The sequence below is a fragment of the Flavobacterium sp. genome, from assembly GCF_965657075.1.
Classification (GTDB): Bacteria; Bacteroidota; Bacteroidia; order Flavobacteriales; family Flavobacteriaceae; genus Flavobacterium.
Genome location: NZ_CBFHMV010000014.1, coordinates 42,711 through 63,092 on the forward strand (window position 1 = coordinate 42,711; position 20,382 = coordinate 63,092).

The window sequence follows — 20,382 nt, forward strand, 5'->3', positions numbered from 1 at the left end:
TTTATTGTTTGTTGTTTTTGGTTTATTGTTAGTCTTTTCATTGAACTATTAACTACAAACCACCAACTGTGAACCAAAAATTTAAGGTGCAAAAGTACGTTATCTGTTTAAAGTAAAAAAGTTATTTTTTTTCAGCTTTTGAAAGGGTTTCAAATTCTTCTTTAGTTACTAATTTTGTTCTTCCTTTAGTTTCAAAATAATAGTCTTCTCTGGTAATGTTTTCTTCTTTGTCAAAATGAATTGCTTTGCCGTGTTGTGCATTATTTCGATAATTGTATTCTATTTTTCCTTGATTTGTATAATAAACCCATTTTATTTTGTTGCCTTTTTGATCATAATGGGTTTCATCATAAGTTTTTATATCATTGCCTACTAAAGAGCAGTTTCTGTGAATTCCTATTTTGTTTCCATCATTACTGATTTTATTGGTGTGATATATAGAACCGTCTTTAGTATAAAAAACACGTTCAAATTGATGTGCTTTTTTGGTTCCGATACTAAAAAGCGTACCGTCTTCGTAATACGATTTATCTAAATTACGTTGACCATTTTCTGTAAATACTTCCAAAATAAGAATGCCGTTTTTATAGGTTTTTGATGTTTTTTCTTGACCGTTGTTGTCAAATTCCATACGAGAAGTTAATTCGCCATTGCTATCAAAACCTTCTTGAAAAATAGGTTTGTCATTTTTATATTCGGTAACCATCCATTTTTTTTCATCAGGATAAAAAGTAGTTGATGTTCCGTTTTTGTTGCCCAAATCGTCATGATTTTTAATGGAAGTCAACACAAAATCTTTAGTATAAAATTTATGTTCGCCAACAGGTTTGTCGTTTCTGAATTCATTTTTTGCCATCAATTCACCATGTTTGCTGTAATATTCGGCAAAACCATCTTTTTTATCGTATTTATAATTGATTTTAGAAAGTGGTTTTAAATTGGAAATGTTATAAACAATTGCTTCGCCGTGCAAATAACCATTTCCAATTATTTCAAATTCAGCTATTAAAAAATTTTGGCTGTATTGTTTAACCTTTCCTGATTTTAAGTTTTTTGGTAAAATATACTTTGAATATTCCTTAGTTAAAGTTAAATCGGATTCTAAAACATCATTTTTATAAGTTCCTTCGATTGTTCCATCTCTTCGTCTTTGCATGTAAAAAATGCGTTTTCCGTTTTTTTGATTGTTTTTGTATTCCGTCTCAAATACTAAATCACCATCATTGCTAAACATTTTATATATTCCGTTGGCTTTTCCATTGAGATAGTCGATTTCGTGAAACGGATTTCCATTACCATGATAAATGGTTTTTTTTCCTGATAAAAGTCCGTTCTCGTATGTGCTTTCAGAAAATAGTTTATTATTAACTCTAACTAAAACTCGTGTCGAAACCGTTCCTGATTTATAAATATCGTATTGTATTGAGGGATTTTGATTGGCTTTTGATGCTGTTTCAACTTCTTTTAAAGTTGTTGCAATTTCGGCTGGATTAAATTCGTATTCGTTGAAATAAAACTTGGAAGCTTCTTTTAAATCAGGAACATCAACTTTATAATATTCATTTTCTGTATAATATTGAGAAAACGACAAGAAACACTGCATTATAAACAATAGAATTATACTTTTTTTCATGATTTAATTTTTAAAATATAGTGTTCCGTTTGTGTTGGCAAAACCCTTGAAAATTCCGTTTTTATCTTGTAATTCTATTAATACAATTTTTTTTGCAGATATTTTTGTATCAAATAGTTGACGGTTATTAATGTTTGGGTACGATTTAATAATGTCTTTAATTGGATAATCAAAAACAGGTTCAACAACTTCAATGTTATTGTTGTAATTATATACCAATCCAAATTTATTGTCTTTAGCAATAGATACCAACGGATTTGCACCACTATTGCTTTTTATCAAATCTATTACATCATATGTAACGTTTAACATAGTAGTCCCGTCAGAATAAATGATGCCTTTTTTGGTGTTTTCTGTAAAAACATACATATTTTCCCCTGTTGTATTTACCAGCTGAATGAATTGATAAGCATCATATTTGCAAGGAACAATTTGCTTTTTAACATTAGAAAACAAACCATATTTCAATTGATTTTTTTCGTCCAAATTTCCTACCAAAAATACAAACCCATTTGTTTTGTAATTATTATGTTTTAATCGCGAATATGTTTCGTCAACAAAATCAAAACTTATTGGATTTTCAATATCATTTGAAAACAAAAGCGTTATTTTATTGTTCAATTGATATTTAATAAAACTAGTGTGCGAAATTTCATCATTAGTATCATTTATTGTATTAAAACTATCATATTTAATTTCTATGTTTGAAGCATTTTCGGGAATATTGACTGTAATTTCTTCTTTTTCGCTATACGTTTTATAATTTCTTTTTTCTAAAACGTATGAAGAATTTTGTTTTTTAAACTGATAATTGAAATGATTTTTTATTACAGGTTCTTTAGTTTTTCCTTTAACATAATCATCATTACGTTCACTAGCAACTGGTGGAGCAGCGACAACATAATCCAAATAATCTAAATCACCAGAAGACATTTCATAACCATTTGTAGAATATTTACTTGTAGAATATTCATTTTTAGGATATTTATCTGCAAAAAAGGATAAATACTCATCTTCTTTCATATATCGAAATCCCAAATTATTTTTAACTAATGGTAATTTTGTTATGTCCCAAGTTTCTTCAACCAAATCACTATTTTTATTTTTTTGAACTAGAAAAACAAACTGGTTAACATCAAATTGTTTTTTAATTCTTGATATACTAAACATGTTTGTGTAAAGAATTTGCGTAATTTTTTGTTGTATAATGTCAAAAACATATACACTTTCTAAATTATTTGGATGCAAAACATGATAAACATAAGCATCATTACGCAAAAAACCATAATCTAATACTAAAGCGACTTCTTTATCAAAAATTGGTTCACCTTTAATGGTAAAAATTTGAGTTAGTTGCTTTTTTTGGTTCGATTTTGCTATAAAACGATCTTGCTGTTGAAAAATTTCATAATAAATAGGTTTCAAAATTTCTTTACCATTAAAAAAAACACCTTCTAAATTATCTTTTTTTGTGTAAATGAAATCATGGTAATCGCCAAAATTTCCAAAACGAAAACCATCAAATTGAGGTGAAACAGTTATTTTCCCATCTACATCACAAAATCCCCATTTATTTCCATCTCTGAAAGGAATTGTAACTTCTTGTGCAAATGAAGTTTGAAAAATCAAGAGAAAAAAAACTGTTAAAACAAAAATCCTTTGACACATAATTTTAAATTTAATCACAAAAATACATTTTATAACACTAAAGTTAAAACTTTGTTGTTATATTCCCCATAAACCGAAATTCTTTTTTATTTTTACATCGAAAATCAATATTTATGGCTTCATCATTTGAAAAATATAACAAAAAAAGACTTATTTCATCCTACTTTTCGGTGGTGTTGAGTATTTTTTTGGTTTTATTTTTATTAGGAACTTTGGGTTTATTTGTGATTAATTCTAAAAAAATCACGAACGACTTTAAAGAGAATATTCCTATGAGCATTTCCTTTAAAAATGAAGCTAATGACAGTTTGTTAAAAGCTTTTGATGTAGAACTTAAAAATGCTGCATTTGTAAAAGAACATCATTACATTAACAAAGATAGTGCGGTTATAAACAATGCTGATATTTTTGGAGAAGACTTTTTGGAATTTGTTGGTGTAAATCCAGTTTTAAATTCGTTTGATGTTAATTTAAGAGGCGATTACGTTCAGGCCGATAGCATCAAAAAAATTGAAATAGATTTCAAGAAAAACAATATGATTTCTGAAATAATTTATGACAAACTACTTGTTGATTTAGTAAATGATAACATTAAAAAAATTACATTTTGGATTTTGATAATTAGTATTGTTTTGGCAGTAATTGCAATGCTTCTTATTAATAGTTCTTTAAGATTGTCTATTTATTCGCACCGATTTACCATCAAAACTATGCAAATGGTTGGTGCTACAAAATCTTTCATTAGAAAACCGTTCATTTGGAGAAGTATTAAATTAGGATTTATTGGCTCATCACTTGCGGTTGTGGCTATTTTAGTCTTGGTCCATTATGTTGATTCATTAATGCCTGATTTAAAAATTGCTAAAGATTATGTTTCCATAGGGATTGTGGTTTTGGGTGTGTTTTTATTTGGAATTATTATAACTTGGATCAGTACTTTCTTTGCAACACAACGTTTCTTGAATTTGAAAACAGACGATTTATATTAGTGTTCAGTATTCAGTAATAAGTGTTCAGTAACTTATTACTTAAAAAAAAATTAATTATAAACTTTGCTCCTTAGTGCCTTTGTGGCGAAAATTTAAAAAAAATGAAAAACGAAGAAAATAAACCTGAATTTTTATTTGATAAAGTAAATTATAAAATCCTTTTAATTGGGCTAGCAATTATTGCGATTGGCTTTATATTAATGACTGGCGGTGGAACTGAAGACCCTAATACTTTTGATGAAGAAGCTTTATTCAGTTTCAGAAGAATTCGACTGGCTCCAACAGTAGTATTAGCTGGTTTTGGAGTAACTATTTACTCAATAATGAAAAATCCTTTTAAAAAGTAATTAGTAACAAGTGAATAGTAATTCGAAAAATACTATTCACAAATTACTATTCACTAATCACTAAAACATGAATACACTCCAAGCCATAATTCTTGCAATCATTGAAGGATTAACCGAATTTTTACCTGTTTCTTCAACAGGACACATGATCATCGCATCTTCATTTTTTGGTATTGCACAAGATGATTTCACCAAACTTTTTACCATTGTAATCCAATTAGGAACTATCCTTTCCGTTGTTGTTTTGTATTTCAAGCGCTTTTTTCAATCGGTTGATTTTTACTTTAAACTTTTTGTAGCTTTTATTCCTGCTGTGGTTTTAGGTTTATTGTTAAGTGATTTTATTGATTCGCTTTTAGAAAATCCCATTACAGTTGCAATTTCATTAATAATTGGAGGTATTTTACTTTTAAAAGTAGACGATTGGTTTGGCAATACACCAAAAGAAGAAGTTCCATCAGAAATAAGTTATCCAACAGCTTTTAAAATTGGAGTTTTTCAATGTTTGGCTATGATTCCCGGAGTTTCAAGAAGTGGTGCTAGTATAGTTGGAGGTATGAGCCAGAAATTAACAAGAACAACTGCTGCTGAATTTTCATTTTTTTTAGCAATTCCAACTATGTTGGGAGCAACTGTAAAAAAATCGTATGACTTTTATAAAGCTGGTTTTGTATTAACCGATGACCAAGTAAACCTTTTGATTATTGGGAATGTTGTTGGTTTTATTGTTGCGATGATTGCCATTAAATCTTTCATTGGATACTTAAGTAAACATGGTTTTAAAATGTTTGGCTATTACAGAATCATTGCAGGAATTGCGGTGTTACTAATTCACTTTTTTGTTCAGAAATTAACAGTGATTTAATGACAAAAGAAGACATCTTAAACGGACAAGTTGTATTGATTGACAAACCTTTAAAATGGTCGTCTTTTCAAGCAGTTAACAAGTTAAAATATGCTTTGAAAAACCATTTTGATTTACCAAAAAAATTCAAAATTGGTCATGCTGGAACTTTAGATCCATTAGCCACTGGTTTATTAATAATTTGTACAGGAAAATTCACAAAAAGCATTTCAGAAATACAAGCTCAAACAAAGGAATACACAGGTACAATTACTGTTGGTGCTACAACTCCATCTTATGATTTAGAAACTGAAGTTGATGCTACTTTTCCATCTGAACATATCACAAAAATATTAATTCAAGAAACTGTAACACAATTTTTAGGTGAAATTGATCAAAAACCACCTGTTTTTTCAGCTATAAAAAAAGATGGAAAACGATTGTACGAACACGCTAGAGCAGGTGAAGAAGTTGAAATTCAATCCAGAAAAACTACGATTTATGAATTTGAAATTACAAGATTTGCTTTGCCCGAAATTGACTTCAGAGTACAATGTAGTAAAGGAACTTACATTCGTTCTTTAGCTTATGATTTTGGATTTGCTTTGAATTCTGGCGGACATTTAACTGCTTTACGTAGAACAAAAATTGGTGCTTATTCTGTTGAAAATGCTCTTTCACCTGACGATTTTGTTGAAAATTTGAATCATGAAAATTAAATTCTTATTTTTCCTTTTCATAACATATACTATACAGCTTGCAGCTCAAAAAAAAGTAACATCTGAACCTTTTGGTGACAAAATCATCTTCTCGCAATTTGAAATTACTATTCCATTAAAAGGGAACGATACTTATGGAGAAATTGATGATTACGGAAACAGAAGCGATTATATGATTGTTCCGGATGGAATAAGTACTAAATTTGGCTATGGAATTCATCATAATAAATGGGTAGGTTTGAGTATTCATTCTGGTATAGATTGGAAAATTACACCCAAATTAGTTTCTGTACCTGTTTATGCTCAAGTAACTTTCAACCCAATAATTAGTGGTGAAACTCGTTTGTTAATTCAGAGCGGTTTTGGACAAAGTTTTGCTCTAGGAAGAGGAAGTTTGTCTGGTAATTATTACAAAGCCAGATTAGGAATTACTACAGATAATGATATTTCTGTATTTCTTGATGCCAGTTTTTATGGCTTCGAAATACATCAACAAGAAATGGGAAGCTTTAGTTTAGGTTTTTCTTTAATGACGTTTTAATGAAAAAACATCTTTTAATTGTACTCTTTTCCACATGTTGTTTTGCACAAAAAAACGTAAAACTAAAAACAGGTGACATCATTTTTAAATCCATGAATTGTGATTTATGTATTGCTATAAATGCTGTTACTGAAGGATTTGACCATAAAGATTTTAGCCATTTAGGAATAGTTTACATAAAAAACGATTCTACTTTTGTAATTGAAGCTGCTGGAAAAAATGTGAAATTAACTCCTTTAGAAACATTTAAAACTTACACTTCTGACACCATGTATGTTGGCAGATTGAAAAGAAAATACCGCAAGTATATTCCAAAAGCAATCGATTTTTCACTTTCGCAACTAGGTGTTCCATATGACGAAGCTTATTTGTATGATAATGGCAGTTATTATTGTTCGGAATTGATTTATGATGCCTTTTTATCAGCTTATGAAAAACCCTTTTTCGAATTAACTCCAATGACTTTTAAAGAACCTAATTCAGAAAACTATTTCCAAGTTTGGATTGATTATTATGAAAAATTAAAAATGGAAATCCCGGAAGGAGAATTGGGTTGTAATCCTGGTGGAATTTCAACATCTGATAAATTAAAAATTATTGGAATTGTAAAATAAAAATTCCAAATTTTTAAAAAATCTATCTTCTGAAAATCTTTCCTTAAACCAATTCTTTATTTCTCATTATTTGCATGATTTCGTTTTGAGTGGTAATTCCTTTATCTTGTAAATACCATTTTTGCAATTCAACTTTTATGGGTTCATCTACTACTCCATTGGCTTCTTTGTAATCTGCAATTAATTTCCTTGCAGGTTCTGGTCTTGGTCCAAAATCGGCAACAACATTTTCATTATCATCTAAAATAATTAGTTTCGGAATTGCTTTTCCATCATTAGTTAAAAAATCATTCATCAAAGACTCATTTTCGTCTCTTAGAACTATCTTTAAGTCAATAAATTCAGATGATTCAGCCATTTTATGTAGTATTGGTAAAATTTGAGCAGCATCTCCACACCAACCTTCACTAAGAACCAACCAAGTCACTTTTTTCTGTAATTGATTAATTTGTTTTACAACTTCTTCCGTTATTTTAATTGTTTTTTCCAAGCGATTCATTCTAGTTTCATTCAATTCAGAATAATGTAATAAATCGTTAGATTGAGTATTTCCGGTGGATTTACCTTCTTTAATTAAATTGGAAACCAAAGTTCTATATTCCTTGTAAGTGTAACTTTTATTCAAAGCAAAAACTATATTTATATTCTTCATTATTTTATTATTTATTACACAAAATTACTACTAAATTTGATACTGGAAAGTAAGCTATGTTACATTAAAAATAAATTATAATGGATTTTTCATCTAAGTCAATAGGTTTGGTTTTATCAGGTGGTGGTTCTAAAGGAATTGCACAAGCTGGAGCTCTTAAATTTCTAGAAGAACAACATATTGAACCTTCGTATATTGCTGGAACAAGTGCTGGAGCAATTATTGCAGCATTGTATGCTTTTGGAAAAAAACCTGAAGAAATTTTAGAATTTTTTAAATCCATTTACTTTTTTCATTGGAAACATTTTACGTTCAAAAAAGCAGGAATAATAGATTCTCAATCATTTAAAACAGATTTTGATAAGATATTTAATGATGCAACTCTAGGCGATTTAAATATTCCAACATTCATTACAGCAACCAATTTAGTTTCAGGAAAATTAAAAATTTTTAATGTAGAAACAAAAATTACTGATGCTGTTTTAGCCTCTTCTTCTTTTCCAGGAATGCTTTCACCTTATGAACTTAACGGTAAATTATATAGTGATGGAGGAATTTTAAACCACTTTCCAACAGATTTATTACAAGGAAGATGTGATGCCATTATTGGAATTTATGTTAGTCCAATTCAAACCATTGAAGCCAAAGATTTAAAATCCATAAAATCCGTAACTACAAGAGCTTTTGATTTATTATCAGCACATGGCAATTATCAAAAATTCAGTCTTTGTGATTGGGTTATTGAGCCTAAAGAATTAGCCAACTTTAGTACTTTTGAAACCAACAAAACTAAAATGGATGCTATTTTTGAAATTGGTTATCAAGCAGCAAAATCTTCTTTTAAAGAATTGAAATCTTAATTAAAAACTAGATTTTTTTTAAATTAGATTATAACTATATTTGCATCACAATTTTGAATCTTAAGATAAGATTTTGAACTGAATTCAGAATAAAATGACTTGAGTTGGCGAAAGCATGACTCCACTAAAATAAAAATGGAATGAAATATAAAAGAATTCTTCTAAAGCTGAGTGGCGAAGCCTTAATGGGCGAAAGAGCTTACGGTATCGATCCAAAACGCTTGTCAGAATATGCTCAAGAAATTAAAAAAATTCATGAAAAAGGCACGGAAATTGCCATTGTGATTGGAGGAGGAAATATCTTTAGAGGTGTAGCTGGTGCAAGTAACGGAATGGATAGGGTTCAAGGTGATTATATGGGAATGCTAGCAACTGTGATTAATGGTATGGCTTTACAAGGTGCTCTTGAAGAAGCTGGAATGCCAACCAGATTACAAACTGCTCTAAAAATTGAAGCCATTGCTGAACCTTATATCAAAAGAAAAGCAACTCGTCATTTAGAAAAAGGAAGAATTGTAATTTTTGGTGCAGGAACAGGAAATCCTTATTTCACAACCGATACAGCCGCTGTTTTAAGAGGAGTTGAAGTAGGTGCTGATGTAATTTTAAAAGGAACTCGTGTTGATGGAGTTTATACAGCTGATCCAGAAAAAGATACAAATGCAGTAAAATACGATACCATTTCATTTGAAGATGTTATTTCAAAAGGATTAAATGTAATGGATTCTACAGCTTTTACTTTAAGTCAAGAAAACAAATTACCTATCATTGTTTTTGATATGAATATTGATGGTAATTTATTGAAAGTTTGCGAAGGACAAACCATTGGAACAACAGTAACTATATAGTATTAAGATAAAAGAATTAAGTATTAAGACCGTTTAAAGGACATCATGTCTGAAAATCTAAAATCTAAATAAAATGACAGACGAAATTAACTTTATTATAGAAACAGCTACAGAATCTATGAATGGTTCTATTGCTCATTTAGAAAAAGAATTTTTAAATATTAGAGCTGGAAAAGCTTCACCTCAAATGCTAGGTGGTGTTTTTGTAGATTATTATGGTTCACAAACACCATTGTCGCAAGTGGCCAATATTAATGCCGCTGATGCTAGAACTTTAACTGTAACTCCATGGGAAAAAAACATGATGCAACCTATTGAAAAAGCCATCATGATTGCCAATTTAGGTTTAAATCCTATGAATAATGGTGAAGCTATAATCATAAATATTCCTGCTTTAACAGAAGAACGTAGAAAAGAATTGGTAAAACAAGCTAAATCGGAAGCTGAAGATGCAAAAATTGGTATTCGAAATGCTCGTAAAGATGCCAATACAGATATCAAAAAAGAAGAAAAAAATGGAACTGCAGAAGATATTTGTAAAAAAGCTGAAGATGATGTTCAGAAATTAACTGATGCTTATATCAAAAAAATCGACGAACATTTAGCGGTTAAAGAAGCAGAAATAATGAAAGTATAAGTTTATACTTTAATAAGCAAAAAAATAAGTCTCAATTTACGTTGAGACTTTTTATTTTAAATATCTTTGTATCAATTGTAAAATAATACATGAAAAATATTTTTCTATTTTTAGCCTTTTTGGTTACTCAATCGATTTTGAGCCAAACTACCGTAAAAGGTCAAGTATTAGATTTCGATACCACAATTCCTATAGCATTTGCCAAAATTTCCTATGAAAACAAAACGCTATTTGCGGATTGGGAAGGAAAGTTTACCATTGAAATTTCAGATAGTAAAAAGCCAATTTTAATAACTTATAAAGGATATTACGATAAACCAACTTATATTTCAAAAAATGAAAATCTTGTCATTATTAAATTAACGCAAGATTTAAATCAAAAAAACACCACCAACTATTACTCGAACAACAAAGTCAATAAAATCATAAAAAATGTTATTGATAATCGTAAAAAAACCATGCCTGAAAAAGCATTAAAAAGTTTCGAATACAAAAACTACGAATACATTCAAGTGACTGCAAATCCTGATAGTATTTCAAGTGATATTGAAAAAATATACAAAAAAAATATTTTCGGAAAACAAAAAGTAAAACTAGATTCAACCAACTATAAATTCAAAAAATTAGTCGAAAAAAGTCATGTGTATCAAACCGAAAAAGTCAATCAACTTCAATTCAACAAAAGGAAAGTCAAAGAAACTGTTTTAGCTTCACGAATGGCAGGTTTTAACGAACCTCTATACGAATTTTTAGCACTAAAATTAATATCGTATTCTGTTTATGAAAATCCTTTTGAAATTGTTGAAATTCCCGTTCAAAATCCAATTTCAAATTATGGCAGACGCTTATATACTTATCATTTATTAGATTCTACAACTATACAAAACAGAAAAGTATACCGCATTTATTTTGAGCCTAAAAAACTAAAAGCCAACAAATTAAGAGGTTTGTTGTACATTGACGCCCAAAATTTTTCCATTGCAAAAGCTTTTTACCGTATTTATGGAATTGTAAACATTAATGCCAATTACACCTTCAGTTATCTTAAAGAACATGACATTTGGTTTCCAAAAAACAGAAAATTTATTTTAAGCAAAGGAAGTAATTCTGAAGATATTTCAATTTTAGGAGGAACTATGAAATTTCGATCTAGCTTAGAAGAAAGTGCTGAAAATAATGCTTCAGATCATACCGTTTTTATATTAGAATCGACTCCTTTTGATATTAAAATCAATGAAAGTGTGAACATTAATAATCCTATGATAAAAATTGATGTTCCTGATGAAAACCTAAATAAACCAGAAAGTTATTGGAAAAATTTCTCAAAAGACACCTTAGATCTTCGACGAATGAAAACCTATTCATCGTTAGACAGTTTGTCACAATCTAGTAATATTGAACGTAAAATTTTCTTAGGTAAAAAAATAATTAACGGGTATTATCCTGTTTCAGTTTTCGATTTAGACTTAAGAAGCATCATAAAATATAATAATTACGAAGGTTTTAGATTTGGTTTAGGAGCAATAACCAACACTAAGTTGTCGGAAAATTATAAAATTGCTTTTTATGGAGCTTATGGTTTAAAAGATGAAGCTTTCAAATTTGGAATAACGCCTTCCTATTTAATTGACAAACAATCCGAATCTTGGCTAAGTGCTTCGTATACAGATGATTTAAATGAAATTGGTCAAACAAATTTTGCAACGGACACCAGAAGATTCAAAGTTTATGATCCAAGGCCTTTTAACATTTCTACTTTTTATCACAATCAAGAAGTTAATGCTTTTATTGAAAGTAAATATTTGACTAAAATTACTTCTTACATCGGAATTTCAAACAGCAGAATTGAACCGCTTTTTAATTATTTTTATCAAAATCAAGGTAAATTTTATAGTGATTATACCATAACAAATATTCAATTAGCCATTCAATGGAATCCATTTAGCGAATACATGCAAACACCTTTAGGTAAAATTGAAATTGAAAAAAGACATCCAAAATTTACATTTCAAGTCACTAAAACTTTACCTGGAATATTAAATAATGATTTCGATTTTACTAAAATTGATTTTAAAACTTTTTATGAAATTCCTTATTTATCGGGTCAAAAAAGTTCCTTTCTTTTTCAAGGTGGATTGGCTTTTGGAGAGATTCCTATTACCGATTTATATAGTATTATTCCTAACAACTTAAATAAAGATGCCATTTTAAAACGAATTACATTTTCAAGTAAAAACAGTTTTGAAACCATGTATTTTAACGAATTTTTCTCTGACAGATATTTTTCTGTTCAACTGAGACATACTTTTAATAAAATAAACTTGGGTTACAAATTGAACCCTGAATTTAGTATTGTTACAAGAGCAGCGTTTGGTTCTGTAACCAATAAAAGCAATCATATTGGTTTGCCTTTTAACACCTTAGAAAATGGTTTTTTTGAAAGTGGAATTGAGTGTAGTAAACTATTTAAAGGTTTCGGAATTGTAGCTTTTTATCGTTATGGCGATTATCAATTATCTAATTTTGATGATAATATTGCTATAAAAATTTCTTTCAGTTTAGATTTAGGAATGTAATCCTATTAAAATCAAATAATCAGCATTATTTTAACTAAGAATACTTACCTTTGCACCCTAAATTTTAGATGATGTTTAAGTGGTTGAATAGTCGGTTTTGGAATTTTACAGCTGGCCTAATTTTAAGAAATAGAGTAACATTAATTTTGTTGCTTTCTGCATTTACAATATTCATGGCTTTGCAATGGAAAAATATGCGTTTTTCATTCACCGAAGCCAACCTATTGCCTGATGATCACGAAATAAATCTGCAATACAATTCCTTTTTAGATAAATTTGGTGAAGAAGGCAATTTGATTGTAATTGGATTTAAAGATTCAGCTTTATTTACAGCCAAAAACATTAAAATTTGGGATGCTTTTGTTGAAGATATTAAAACCGATGAAGCTGTTGATTTTACCTTATCCATTGAAGATTTACAAGTTCTTAAAAAAGATACACTTTCCGAAAAATTTAAATTAATTCCTTTTATTAACAAAAAAGAAATTTCGGACACTTACATCAAACAAAAAGAAAAAGAGCTTTTTAACGACTTGCCTTTTTACGAAGGAATGTTGTTTAATAAACAAAGTGGCGCTGTTCGATTTGCAGTTTATATAAACAAAAAAATTGTAAACACTGCTGCAAGAAAACAATTTATTTTCAAACATTTTAGTCAAGATAAAATTGATACTTTTGAAAAAGAAACAGGTCTAGACATGCATGTTTCTGGAATGCCTTACATCAGAACCTTGAATGCACAAAGCATCATTGACGAAATAAGTATTTTTGTTTTAGCAGCTTTGTTAGTGACTTCACTTTTATTTTTCTTCTTTTTTAGAAGTTTTAGAGCAACCCTAATCTCCATGTTAGTTGTAATTGTTGGAGTAATGTGGTCTTTTGGAACTCTTGGCTTATTGCACTACGAAATCACTGTACTAACCGCAATTATTCCACCATTAATCATTGTTATTGGAATTCCGAACTGTATTTTCTTAATCAATAAATACCAACAAGAATTTAAACTTCATGGCAATAAAGCCAAATCATTGCAAAGAGTAATTTCTAAAATTGGAAATGCAACTTTAATGACCAATTTAACTACTGCTGCTGGTTTTGCAACCTTTATCTTTACCGATAGCAAATTGCTTAAAGAATTTGGAATTGTTGCCTCATTAAATATTGTTTTCCTGTTTATTTTATGCCTGACAATAATACCAATTATATACAGTTACATGCCTTTGCCTAAAGAAAAACATTTAGAACATTTAGGTAAAACTTATTTATCTTCATTTGTAAAATGGATTGAAAATACCATCAGAAATCATAAAATAGCCGTTTTTTCATCCGCAATTGGTTTGTTGGTTTTAGGAATTATTGGTATTTTTCAAATCAAAATTTCGGGAAGTATTATCGAAGACATGCCTAAAAAAGCTCCTTTTTTCAAAGACATTATCTTTTTTGAAAATGAATTTGATGGTGTGATGCCTTTGGAAATAATGATTGATACTAAAAACAAAAAAGGAGCCTTAAAATCGGTAACTTTAAAAAGAATTAATAAACTTCAAGAAGAAATTGAAGAGATTCCCGAACTTTCTAAACCTGTTTCGGTAGTGAATTTGGTAAAATATGCCAAACAATCATTTTACAACGGAAATTCGGAGTTTTATGATTTGCCAACTTCAAAATTGGAAGAAGGCATTGTAATGACTTACGTTAAAAATTCGGCTCAAGAAAACAGTCAAAACCTACTTAAAAGCTATGTTGACAGCACAGGACAATATGCACGAGTTACCACTTTTATGAAGGATATTGGAACCGACAAAATGCAAAAAATTGAAGAACGTTTGCAAGAAAAAATAACCAAAATTTTTCCTAAAGATCGATACAATGTTACTTTGACAGGAAAAGCATTTGTTTTTGAAAAAGGAACACACTACTTGGTTAAAAATTTAGCTATGTCTTTACTGTTTGCTATCTTATTAATTTCCATTTTGATGGCATATTTGTTTCGCTCTTTTAAAATGATTATTGTTTCGCTTTTACCCAACATATTGCCATTAATCATAACTGCTGGTTTAATGGGTTATTTAGGAATTCCTATTAAACCTTCAACCATATTAGTATTTAGTATTGCTTTCGGAATTTCTGTGGATGATACCATTCACTTTTTAGCCAAATACCGACAAGAATTAAAAGAAAACGATTGGAAAATAAAACGATCTGTTTACAACGCTATCAAAGAAACTGCTGTAAGTATGTTTTATACTTCTGTAGTTTTATTTTGTGGATTTTCGGTATTTACTTTGTCCAGTTTTGGAGGAACAGTAGCTTTAGGAAGTTTAGTAGCAATGACTTTACTATTCGCCATGATATCTAATTTAGTATTGTTGCCAGCATTATTACTTTCTTTAGAAAAAACAATTGCCAATAAAGAGGTATTTATTGAACCAAAAATTGATATTTTGACCGAAAACAGTCATGAAGATGATTTATCAAATAATTAAATAATTTATATTTGTATTTTAAACCAAATTTAGAATGAAACATACCAAAATAATTGACCTTTTAAGAAGTACAAACACCTTGCATGAAGTTACGGCAAAAGGTTGGGTTAGAACCTTTAGAAACAATCAGTTTATAGCTTTGAACGATGGTTCAACTATTCATAATATTCAGTGTGTGGTAGATTTTGAAAACACACCAGAAGAAACTTTAAAAAGAATAACAACTGGGGCTGCTGTATGCGTTACTGGTTTATTACAAGAAAGCCAAGGAAAAGGTCAAACGGTAGAAATTCAAGTATCAAAAATTGAAATTTTAGGCGATTCTAATCCTGAAGAATATCCTATTCAACCCAAAAAACACTCTCTAGAATTTTTAAGAGAAAATGCTCATTTACGCGTTAGAACCAATACTTTTAGTGCGGTAATGAGAGTTCGTTCAGTGCTGTCATTTGCTGTGCATAGCTATTTTCAAGAAAGAGGTTTTGCTTATGTAAACACGCCTATTATTACGGGAAGTGATGCAGAAGGTGCTGGAGAAATGTTTAAAGTTACTGCTTTACCTTTTGATAAAACCCCAAGAACTGAAGTAGGAAATGTAAATTATAAAGAAGACTTTTTTGGAAAAGAAACCAACTTAACGGTTTCAGGGCAATTAGAAGCCGAAACTTACGCAATGGCATTGGGTCAAGTTTATACTTTTGGACCTACTTTTAGAGCCGAAAATTCCAACACTTCACGTCACTTGGCAGAATTTTGGATGATTGAACCAGAAGTTGCTTTCAATGATTTGGCAGATAACATGGATTTGGCAGAAGATTTTATCAAATATGTCATTAAATTTACTGTTGAAAAATGTGAAGATGATTTAAAATTTTTAGAAGGAAGACTTTTTGAAGAAGAAAAATCAAAACCTCAAGCTGAAAGAAGTGAAATGGCTTTATTAGAAAAGCTAAATTTTGTCTTAGAAAACAATTTTAAACGAGTTTCTTATACCGAAGCAATAGATATTCTTAGAGATTCTACACCAAATAAAAAAGGAAAATTCAATTACATCATCAAAGAATGGGGTGCCGATTTACAAAGTGAACACGAACGTTTCTTGGTTGAAAAACATTTCAAATGTCCTGTAATTTTATTTGATTATCCAGCCAATATCAAAGCTTTTTATATGAGATTAAACGACAATACTGAACCTGGAAAAGAAACCGTTAGAGCAATGGACATTCTTTTTCCTGGAATTGGTGAAATTGTTGGTGGATCACAAAGGGAAGAACGCTACGATGTTTTGGTTCAAAAAATGCATGCTTTAGGTATTGAAGAAGAAGAACTTTGGTGGTATTTAGACACAAGAAAATTTGGTAGTGCAGTACACTCTGGTTTTGGATTAGGATTTGAAAGATTGGTGCTTTTTGTAACTGGAATGACCAATATTAGAGATGTAATTCCTTACCCAAGAACACCACAGAATGCAGAATTTTAGTTAAATGCTACTAAGACACAAAGTCGCTAAGAATTAATATTTCTGCTTTAAAGTTGGCACTATGATTAATGAAGAATTAGAAAAAATTGGAAAAATAATCGTACATACAGCATATAAAGTTCATAAAGAACTTGGTCCTGGTTTATTAGAAAAAATCTATGAAGCTTGTTTAGCTTATGAAATAAGAAAAGCTGGATTAGATGTTAAAAGACAAGTTGAATTACCTGTAATCTAAGATGGAATAGATTTAAACGAAAATTTGAGGTTAGATTAATTAGTTGAAGATTTAGTCATTATTGAAATAAAATCTGTAGATAAAGTAAATCCTGTTTGGAAAGCTCAAATCATTAGTCATTTAAAATTAACCAATAATAAACTTGGTTTTTTAATTAACTTCAACGTACCTTTAATAAAAGACGGAATAAAAAGATTTATCAATACAAAATAAAAAAACTTAGTGCCTTTGTGCCTTTGTAGCAAAAAAGCAAAAAAGATGCTTAAACACAGTTTACAATTCAAATTATCACAAAAATTATCGCCTCAACAAATTCAGTTGATGAAGCTAATTCAGTTACCTACACAAGCTTTTGAACAACGTTTAGAAGAAGAATTGGTTGAAAATCCAGCACTAGAAAATGGTTCTGAAGAAACTGAAAATTATGAAGAGGATTTTAATGATAACAATTCTGACGATTATGATGATGATTATGATAATGAACGAATTGATGCAGAAGATATAAATATTGACGATTATTTAAGCAACGACGAAACTCCTGATTACAAATATCAATCCAACAATTACAGCGATGATGATGAAGATAAAAGTATGCCTTTCGCTGCTTCTGTTAGTTTTCATCAAGATTTACTCAACCAATTAAACACCTTTATCTTAAATGATGAAGACCGAAATATTGCCGAATTTTTAGTCGGTAGTATTGATGATATGGGCTACATTAGAAGAAGTATTCAGGATATGGTGGACGATATGGCTTTTACTCAAGGAGTTTATACTGATGAAGCCACTGTTGAACGAATTTTACTTATTATTCAAGAGTTAGAACCAGCAGGTGTTGGCGCTAGAGATTTACAAGAGTGTTTGTTATTGCAGTTAAAACACAAAACTCCAACGGACGCTGTAGATTTAGCTTCAAAAATTATTGAAGATCAATTTGAAGCCTTCAGTAAAAAACATTATGATAAATTACTTCAAAAGTTTGATACTTCTCAAGAGTATCTTAAAAAAGCTATTGAAGAAATTGAAAAATTGAATCCAAAACCAGGTGGCTCCTATGATGGAAATCAACGAATGGTGGAACATATTGTACCCGATTTTACGATTAAAATTGTTGAAGGTGAATTGGATTTGACTTTAAATGGAAGAAATGCCCCTGAATTGCATGTTTCAAAAGACTATCAAGACATGCTTAAAACCTATAAAGTCACAGAAGACAAATCATCAGCTCAAAAAGATGCTGTTCAATTCATCAAACAAAAATTAGATTCAGCCAAATGGTTTATTGATGCCATAAAACAAAGAAGTGAAACTTTATTTGTGACTATGAACGCCATTATGCATTATCAACAAGAATATTTTTTGGATGGTGATGAAACGTTATTAAGACCCATGATTTTGAAAGATATTGCCGATATGGTAGGCTTAGATATTTCAACAGTTTCCCGTGTTGCAAATAGCAAGTATGTAGATACACCTTATGGAACTAAATTGATTAAAGATTTTTTTAGTGAATCCATGAAAAATGATCAAGGAGAAGACGTTTCTACTATTGAAATTAAAAATATTTTACAGCAAGTTATTGAAAATGAAGATAAAAAGAAACCATATCCTGACGATAAATTAGCAGAAATTTTATTAGAAAAAGGGTATCCAATTGCCAGAAGAACCATTGCTAAATACAGAGAATTATTGGATATTCCTGTGGCTCGTTTAAGAAAGAAGATTTAAAAATAGATTATAGCAAATTCAATAGCCCTGATTGTAACGGCATCCTTTTTTGTTTACTTTTTTTTAAATCTGAACAAATTATTTGAAAACAAAAAAGATATAGTGAAAAGCAGGAAATGCATAACTAAATAAATCCCAAGCCATTTGCTTTATGAATTACAAAAAAATGTTACCTCTTATTTCTTATGTTTTTCATCCGATATTTATTTCGGTTTATGGTGTTATTTTATACTTATGGTTTTCTGAAGCTACTTTGTTTTCGTCCATAGCATTTTTACTTTTAATTCAGGTTTCTATACTAACGTTGTTGTTGCCCATTTCCATTTATTTTTTATTGAAAGCCATTGGAAACGTAAAATCTTTTACAGAAGCTACCATTAGTGAAAGAAAATTTCCTATATTTTTACAAGCTTTATTTTTGTTGCTTTTAATATCGTTTAGTGGTTTTATTAAAGAAGAACTTGTGTTGTATTATTTCTTTTCGGGTGGCATTATATCGTCTATAGTTGCGTTAAGTGCTACCTTTTTGAATTTTAAAATTAGTCTTCACATGATAGGAATTGCTTCCTTATTTGCTTTTGTAATAAATTTGGGTGTATATTTTGGTATAAATACCATAAGTATTTTAGCTGTTGTAATTGTACTAATGGGACATGTGGCATCATCACGACTGTACATGAAATCACATACTGTTGTTGAACTTTTTGCAGGTACTTTAGTAGGGATTATTTCTCAATTCGTATTATGTCCGTTATATTTATAAAATATAAAAAATCAGTCCAATTTTAAAAGAATTCATTTCTAATTTTTGATTAGAAATAGTCACATTGTCAAACAAAGATGTAAAAGAATAAAAAGCATATAAATTAACCGTATTGTTTCCTACAGCTAAGTAAGAACCAAATTTTAATTTATTTAGATCTGAAATATTTTTAAGTTTATAATTTTCTGTTGGAGAACTAAAATCAGATTTACTTGCAAAAAGGTAAGATGCTTTAAAACCCGTATAAATTCTCCAAAATTTATGACTTTGAAATGTGGCATTTCTCCATCTAATTTCGAAAGGCACTTCTAATTCGTGAAAAACCAATTTATTATTGTCAAAAGTATTATCAATAGAATAATTCAATTGTTGTGAAGTATTGTCAATTTTAATATTATTTTTTATGTTATTGTAGGCGTAACCTAAACCTAAAGCTAAAGCCCAAGTTCTGTTTTTGTTGATGGGCATATCTCTTAAAAATCCAAAAGAAACTCCAGAAGACAGGGAATGTTGATTAAAATCTGAAGGTGTATTTTGCAGCAAATTATAAGTTACAGTAGTATAAAACTGATCTTCTCTAAATAGTGAATCCACAACTTTATCATTGTCCTCTTGAGCAAAAAGAATTGATGAATTAAGAAGAATGAGTAGGTATCTAAAATTTTTCACGCGAATATTTTAAGTAATGACTAGTCCTAAATAATCGATACAGATTATTAAACAAAATTAATTAATTAAACACTTGCAAAAACGTTTTTGCAA

General features: G+C 29.5%; 18 protein-coding genes and 1 pseudogene. 15 read left to right on the forward strand and 4 right to left on the reverse strand.

The annotated features are described in order from the left end of the window. Window positions 1-121: 121 nt before the first annotated feature. Together ACTF56_RS09065 and ACTF56_RS09070 are read right to left on the reverse strand one after the other, a co-directional pair. The gene (locus ACTF56_RS09065) at window positions 122-1,633 is read right to left on the reverse strand and encodes a toxin-antitoxin system YwqK family antitoxin (protein ID WP_438966582.1); all 1,512 of its coding nucleotides are present in this window, start codon (window positions 1,631-1,633) and stop codon (window positions 122-124) included. 3 nt (window positions 1,634-1,636) lie between these two features. Continuing rightward, window positions 1,637-3,301: a hypothetical protein gene (locus ACTF56_RS09070; protein WP_438966583.1), complete on the reverse strand. Its 1,665-nt coding sequence runs from the start codon at window positions 3,299-3,301 to the stop codon at window positions 1,637-1,639. Window positions 3,302-3,414: 113 nt separating this feature from the next. Between ACTF56_RS09070 and ACTF56_RS09075 the strand changes: the two genes are divergently transcribed. The 6 genes from ACTF56_RS09075 to ACTF56_RS09100 all read left to right on the forward strand — a co-directional run bounded on the left by ACTF56_RS09075 (window position 3,415) and on the right by ACTF56_RS09100 (window position 7,355). Next, complete coding sequence (locus ACTF56_RS09075) at window positions 3,415-4,290, forward strand: cell division protein FtsX (RefSeq protein WP_438966584.1); 876 nt, start codon at window positions 3,415-3,417, stop codon at window positions 4,288-4,290. Between the two features lie 101 nt (window positions 4,291-4,391). Then, the gene (locus tag ACTF56_RS09080; protein ID WP_438966585.1) at window positions 4,392-4,637 is read left to right on the forward strand and encodes a DUF3098 domain-containing protein; all 246 of its coding nucleotides are present in this window, start codon (window positions 4,392-4,394) and stop codon (window positions 4,635-4,637) included. 67 nt (window positions 4,638-4,704) lie between these two features. Next, on the forward strand, window positions 4,705-5,502 hold the full coding sequence (locus tag ACTF56_RS09085) for an undecaprenyl-diphosphate phosphatase (protein WP_438966586.1): 798 nt from the start codon (window positions 4,705-4,707) through the stop codon (window positions 5,500-5,502). Next, the gene (truB, locus tag ACTF56_RS09090) at window positions 5,502-6,200 is read left to right on the forward strand and encodes a tRNA pseudouridine(55) synthase TruB (protein WP_438966587.1); all 699 of its coding nucleotides are present in this window, start codon (window positions 5,502-5,504) and stop codon (window positions 6,198-6,200) included. Before ACTF56_RS09085 ends, truB begins: the two co-directional genes overlap by 1 nt. Then, window positions 6,190-6,741 carry a hypothetical protein gene (locus ACTF56_RS09095; RefSeq protein ID WP_438966588.1) on the forward strand — a complete coding sequence of 184 codons (552 nt, stop codon included), beginning with the start codon at window positions 6,190-6,192 and terminating at the stop codon, window positions 6,739-6,741. Before truB ends, ACTF56_RS09095 begins: the two co-directional genes overlap by 11 nt. Next, window positions 6,741-7,355, forward strand: a complete 615-nt coding sequence (locus tag ACTF56_RS09100) for a YiiX/YebB-like N1pC/P60 family cysteine hydrolase (RefSeq protein ID WP_438966589.1) — start codon at window positions 6,741-6,743, stop codon at window positions 7,353-7,355. Before ACTF56_RS09095 ends, ACTF56_RS09100 begins: the two co-directional genes overlap by 1 nt. Window positions 7,356-7,398: 43 nt before the next feature. On the opposite strand, the gene ACTF56_RS09105 is transcribed toward ACTF56_RS09100, so the two are convergent. Next, complete coding sequence (locus ACTF56_RS09105) at window positions 7,399-8,007, reverse strand: thioredoxin family protein (protein WP_438966590.1); 609 nt, start codon at window positions 8,005-8,007, stop codon at window positions 7,399-7,401. An 80-nt stretch (window positions 8,008-8,087) separates the two neighbouring features. On the opposite strand from ACTF56_RS09105, the gene ACTF56_RS09110 reads away from it, so the two are divergent. From ACTF56_RS09110 to ACTF56_RS09150, 9 genes and pseudogenes are all read left to right on the forward strand, one after another. Next, window positions 8,088-8,867, forward strand: a complete 780-nt coding sequence (locus ACTF56_RS09110; protein ID WP_438966591.1) for a patatin-like phospholipase family protein — start codon at window positions 8,088-8,090, stop codon at window positions 8,865-8,867. 140 nt (window positions 8,868-9,007) lie between these two features. Then, window positions 9,008-9,715, forward strand: a complete 708-nt coding sequence (pyrH, locus tag ACTF56_RS09115) for a UMP kinase (RefSeq protein ID WP_438966592.1) — start codon at window positions 9,008-9,010, stop codon at window positions 9,713-9,715. A 73-nt stretch (window positions 9,716-9,788) separates the two neighbouring features. Then, on the forward strand, window positions 9,789-10,352 hold the full coding sequence (frr, locus tag ACTF56_RS09120) for a ribosome recycling factor (RefSeq protein ID WP_438966593.1): 564 nt from the start codon (window positions 9,789-9,791) through the stop codon (window positions 10,350-10,352). 89 nt (window positions 10,353-10,441) lie between these two features. Next, window positions 10,442-12,928, forward strand: a complete 2,487-nt coding sequence (locus ACTF56_RS09125; protein WP_438966594.1) for a DUF5686 family protein — start codon at window positions 10,442-10,444, stop codon at window positions 12,926-12,928. A 71-nt stretch (window positions 12,929-12,999) separates the two neighbouring features. Further along, window positions 13,000-15,414, forward strand: coding sequence for an efflux RND transporter permease subunit (locus tag ACTF56_RS09130; RefSeq protein WP_438966599.1), 2,415 nt, complete (start codon window positions 13,000-13,002; stop codon window positions 15,412-15,414). Between the two features lie 34 nt (window positions 15,415-15,448). After that, complete coding sequence (gene asnS / locus ACTF56_RS09135; RefSeq protein ID WP_438966595.1) at window positions 15,449-16,894, forward strand: asparagine--tRNA ligase; 1,446 nt, start codon at window positions 15,449-15,451, stop codon at window positions 16,892-16,894. A gap of 61 nt (window positions 16,895-16,955) precedes the next feature. Next, window positions 16,956-17,342 (forward strand): annotated as a pseudogene (locus tag ACTF56_RS09140) (GxxExxY protein). 45 nt (window positions 17,343-17,387) lie between these two features. After that, window positions 17,388-18,857, forward strand: a complete 1,470-nt coding sequence (gene rpoN, locus ACTF56_RS09145; RefSeq protein ID WP_438966596.1) for an RNA polymerase factor sigma-54 — start codon at window positions 17,388-17,390, stop codon at window positions 18,855-18,857. Window positions 18,858-19,023: 166 nt separating this feature from the next. Beyond that, entirely contained in the window at window positions 19,024-19,620 is a 597-nt protein-coding gene (locus ACTF56_RS09150; RefSeq protein ID WP_438966597.1) for a hypothetical protein, read from the forward strand. On the opposite strand, the gene ACTF56_RS09155 is transcribed toward ACTF56_RS09150, so the two are convergent. Beyond that, window positions 19,615-20,289, reverse strand: coding sequence for an outer membrane beta-barrel protein (locus tag ACTF56_RS09155; RefSeq protein ID WP_438966598.1), 675 nt, complete (start codon window positions 20,287-20,289; stop codon window positions 19,615-19,617). The two genes, ACTF56_RS09150 and ACTF56_RS09155, sit on opposite strands and share 6 nt — an antisense overlap. Between the last annotated feature and the right edge of the window lie 93 nt (window positions 20,290-20,382).

Bases quoted from the DNA above. Each gene is read 5' to 3' on its own strand.
- ACTF56_RS09085 (WP_438966586.1), top strand. From the start codon at position 4,705: ATGAATACACTCCAAGCCATAATTCTTGCAATCATTGAAGGATTAACC.
- ACTF56_RS09130 (WP_438966599.1), top strand. From the start codon at position 13,000: ATGTTTAAGTGGTTGAATAGTCGGTTTTGGAATTTTACAGCTGGCCTA.
- ACTF56_RS09075 (WP_438966584.1), top strand. From the start codon at position 3,415: ATGGCTTCATCATTTGAAAAATATAACAAAAAAAGACTTATTTCATCC.
- pyrH (WP_438966592.1), top strand. From the start codon at position 9,008: ATGAAATATAAAAGAATTCTTCTAAAGCTGAGTGGCGAAGCCTTAATG.
- ACTF56_RS09065 (WP_438966582.1), bottom strand. From the start codon at position 1,633: ATGAAAAAAAGTATAATTCTATTGTTTATAATGCAGTGTTTCTTGTCG.
- ACTF56_RS09080 (WP_438966585.1), top strand. From the start codon at position 4,392: ATGAAAAACGAAGAAAATAAACCTGAATTTTTATTTGATAAAGTAAAT.
- ACTF56_RS09150 (WP_438966597.1), top strand. From the start codon at position 19,024: ATGTTACCTCTTATTTCTTATGTTTTTCATCCGATATTTATTTCGGTT.
- ACTF56_RS09110 (WP_438966591.1), top strand. From the start codon at position 8,088: ATGGATTTTTCATCTAAGTCAATAGGTTTGGTTTTATCAGGTGGTGGT.
- asnS (WP_438966595.1), top strand. From the start codon at position 15,449: ATGAAACATACCAAAATAATTGACCTTTTAAGAAGTACAAACACCTTG.
- ACTF56_RS09105 (WP_438966590.1), bottom strand. From the start codon at position 8,007: ATGAAGAATATAAATATAGTTTTTGCTTTGAATAAAAGTTACACTTAC.
- ACTF56_RS09125 (WP_438966594.1), top strand. From the start codon at position 10,442: ATGAAAAATATTTTTCTATTTTTAGCCTTTTTGGTTACTCAATCGATT.
- rpoN (WP_438966596.1), top strand. From the start codon at position 17,388: ATGCTTAAACACAGTTTACAATTCAAATTATCACAAAAATTATCGCCT.
- ACTF56_RS09070 (WP_438966583.1), bottom strand. From the start codon at position 3,301: ATGTGTCAAAGGATTTTTGTTTTAACAGTTTTTTTTCTCTTGATTTTT.
- frr (WP_438966593.1), top strand. From the start codon at position 9,789: ATGACAGACGAAATTAACTTTATTATAGAAACAGCTACAGAATCTATG.
- ACTF56_RS09100 (WP_438966589.1), top strand. From the start codon at position 6,741: ATGAAAAAACATCTTTTAATTGTACTCTTTTCCACATGTTGTTTTGCA.
- ACTF56_RS09095 (WP_438966588.1), top strand. From the start codon at position 6,190: ATGAAAATTAAATTCTTATTTTTCCTTTTCATAACATATACTATACAG.
- truB (WP_438966587.1), top strand. From the start codon at position 5,502: ATGACAAAAGAAGACATCTTAAACGGACAAGTTGTATTGATTGACAAA.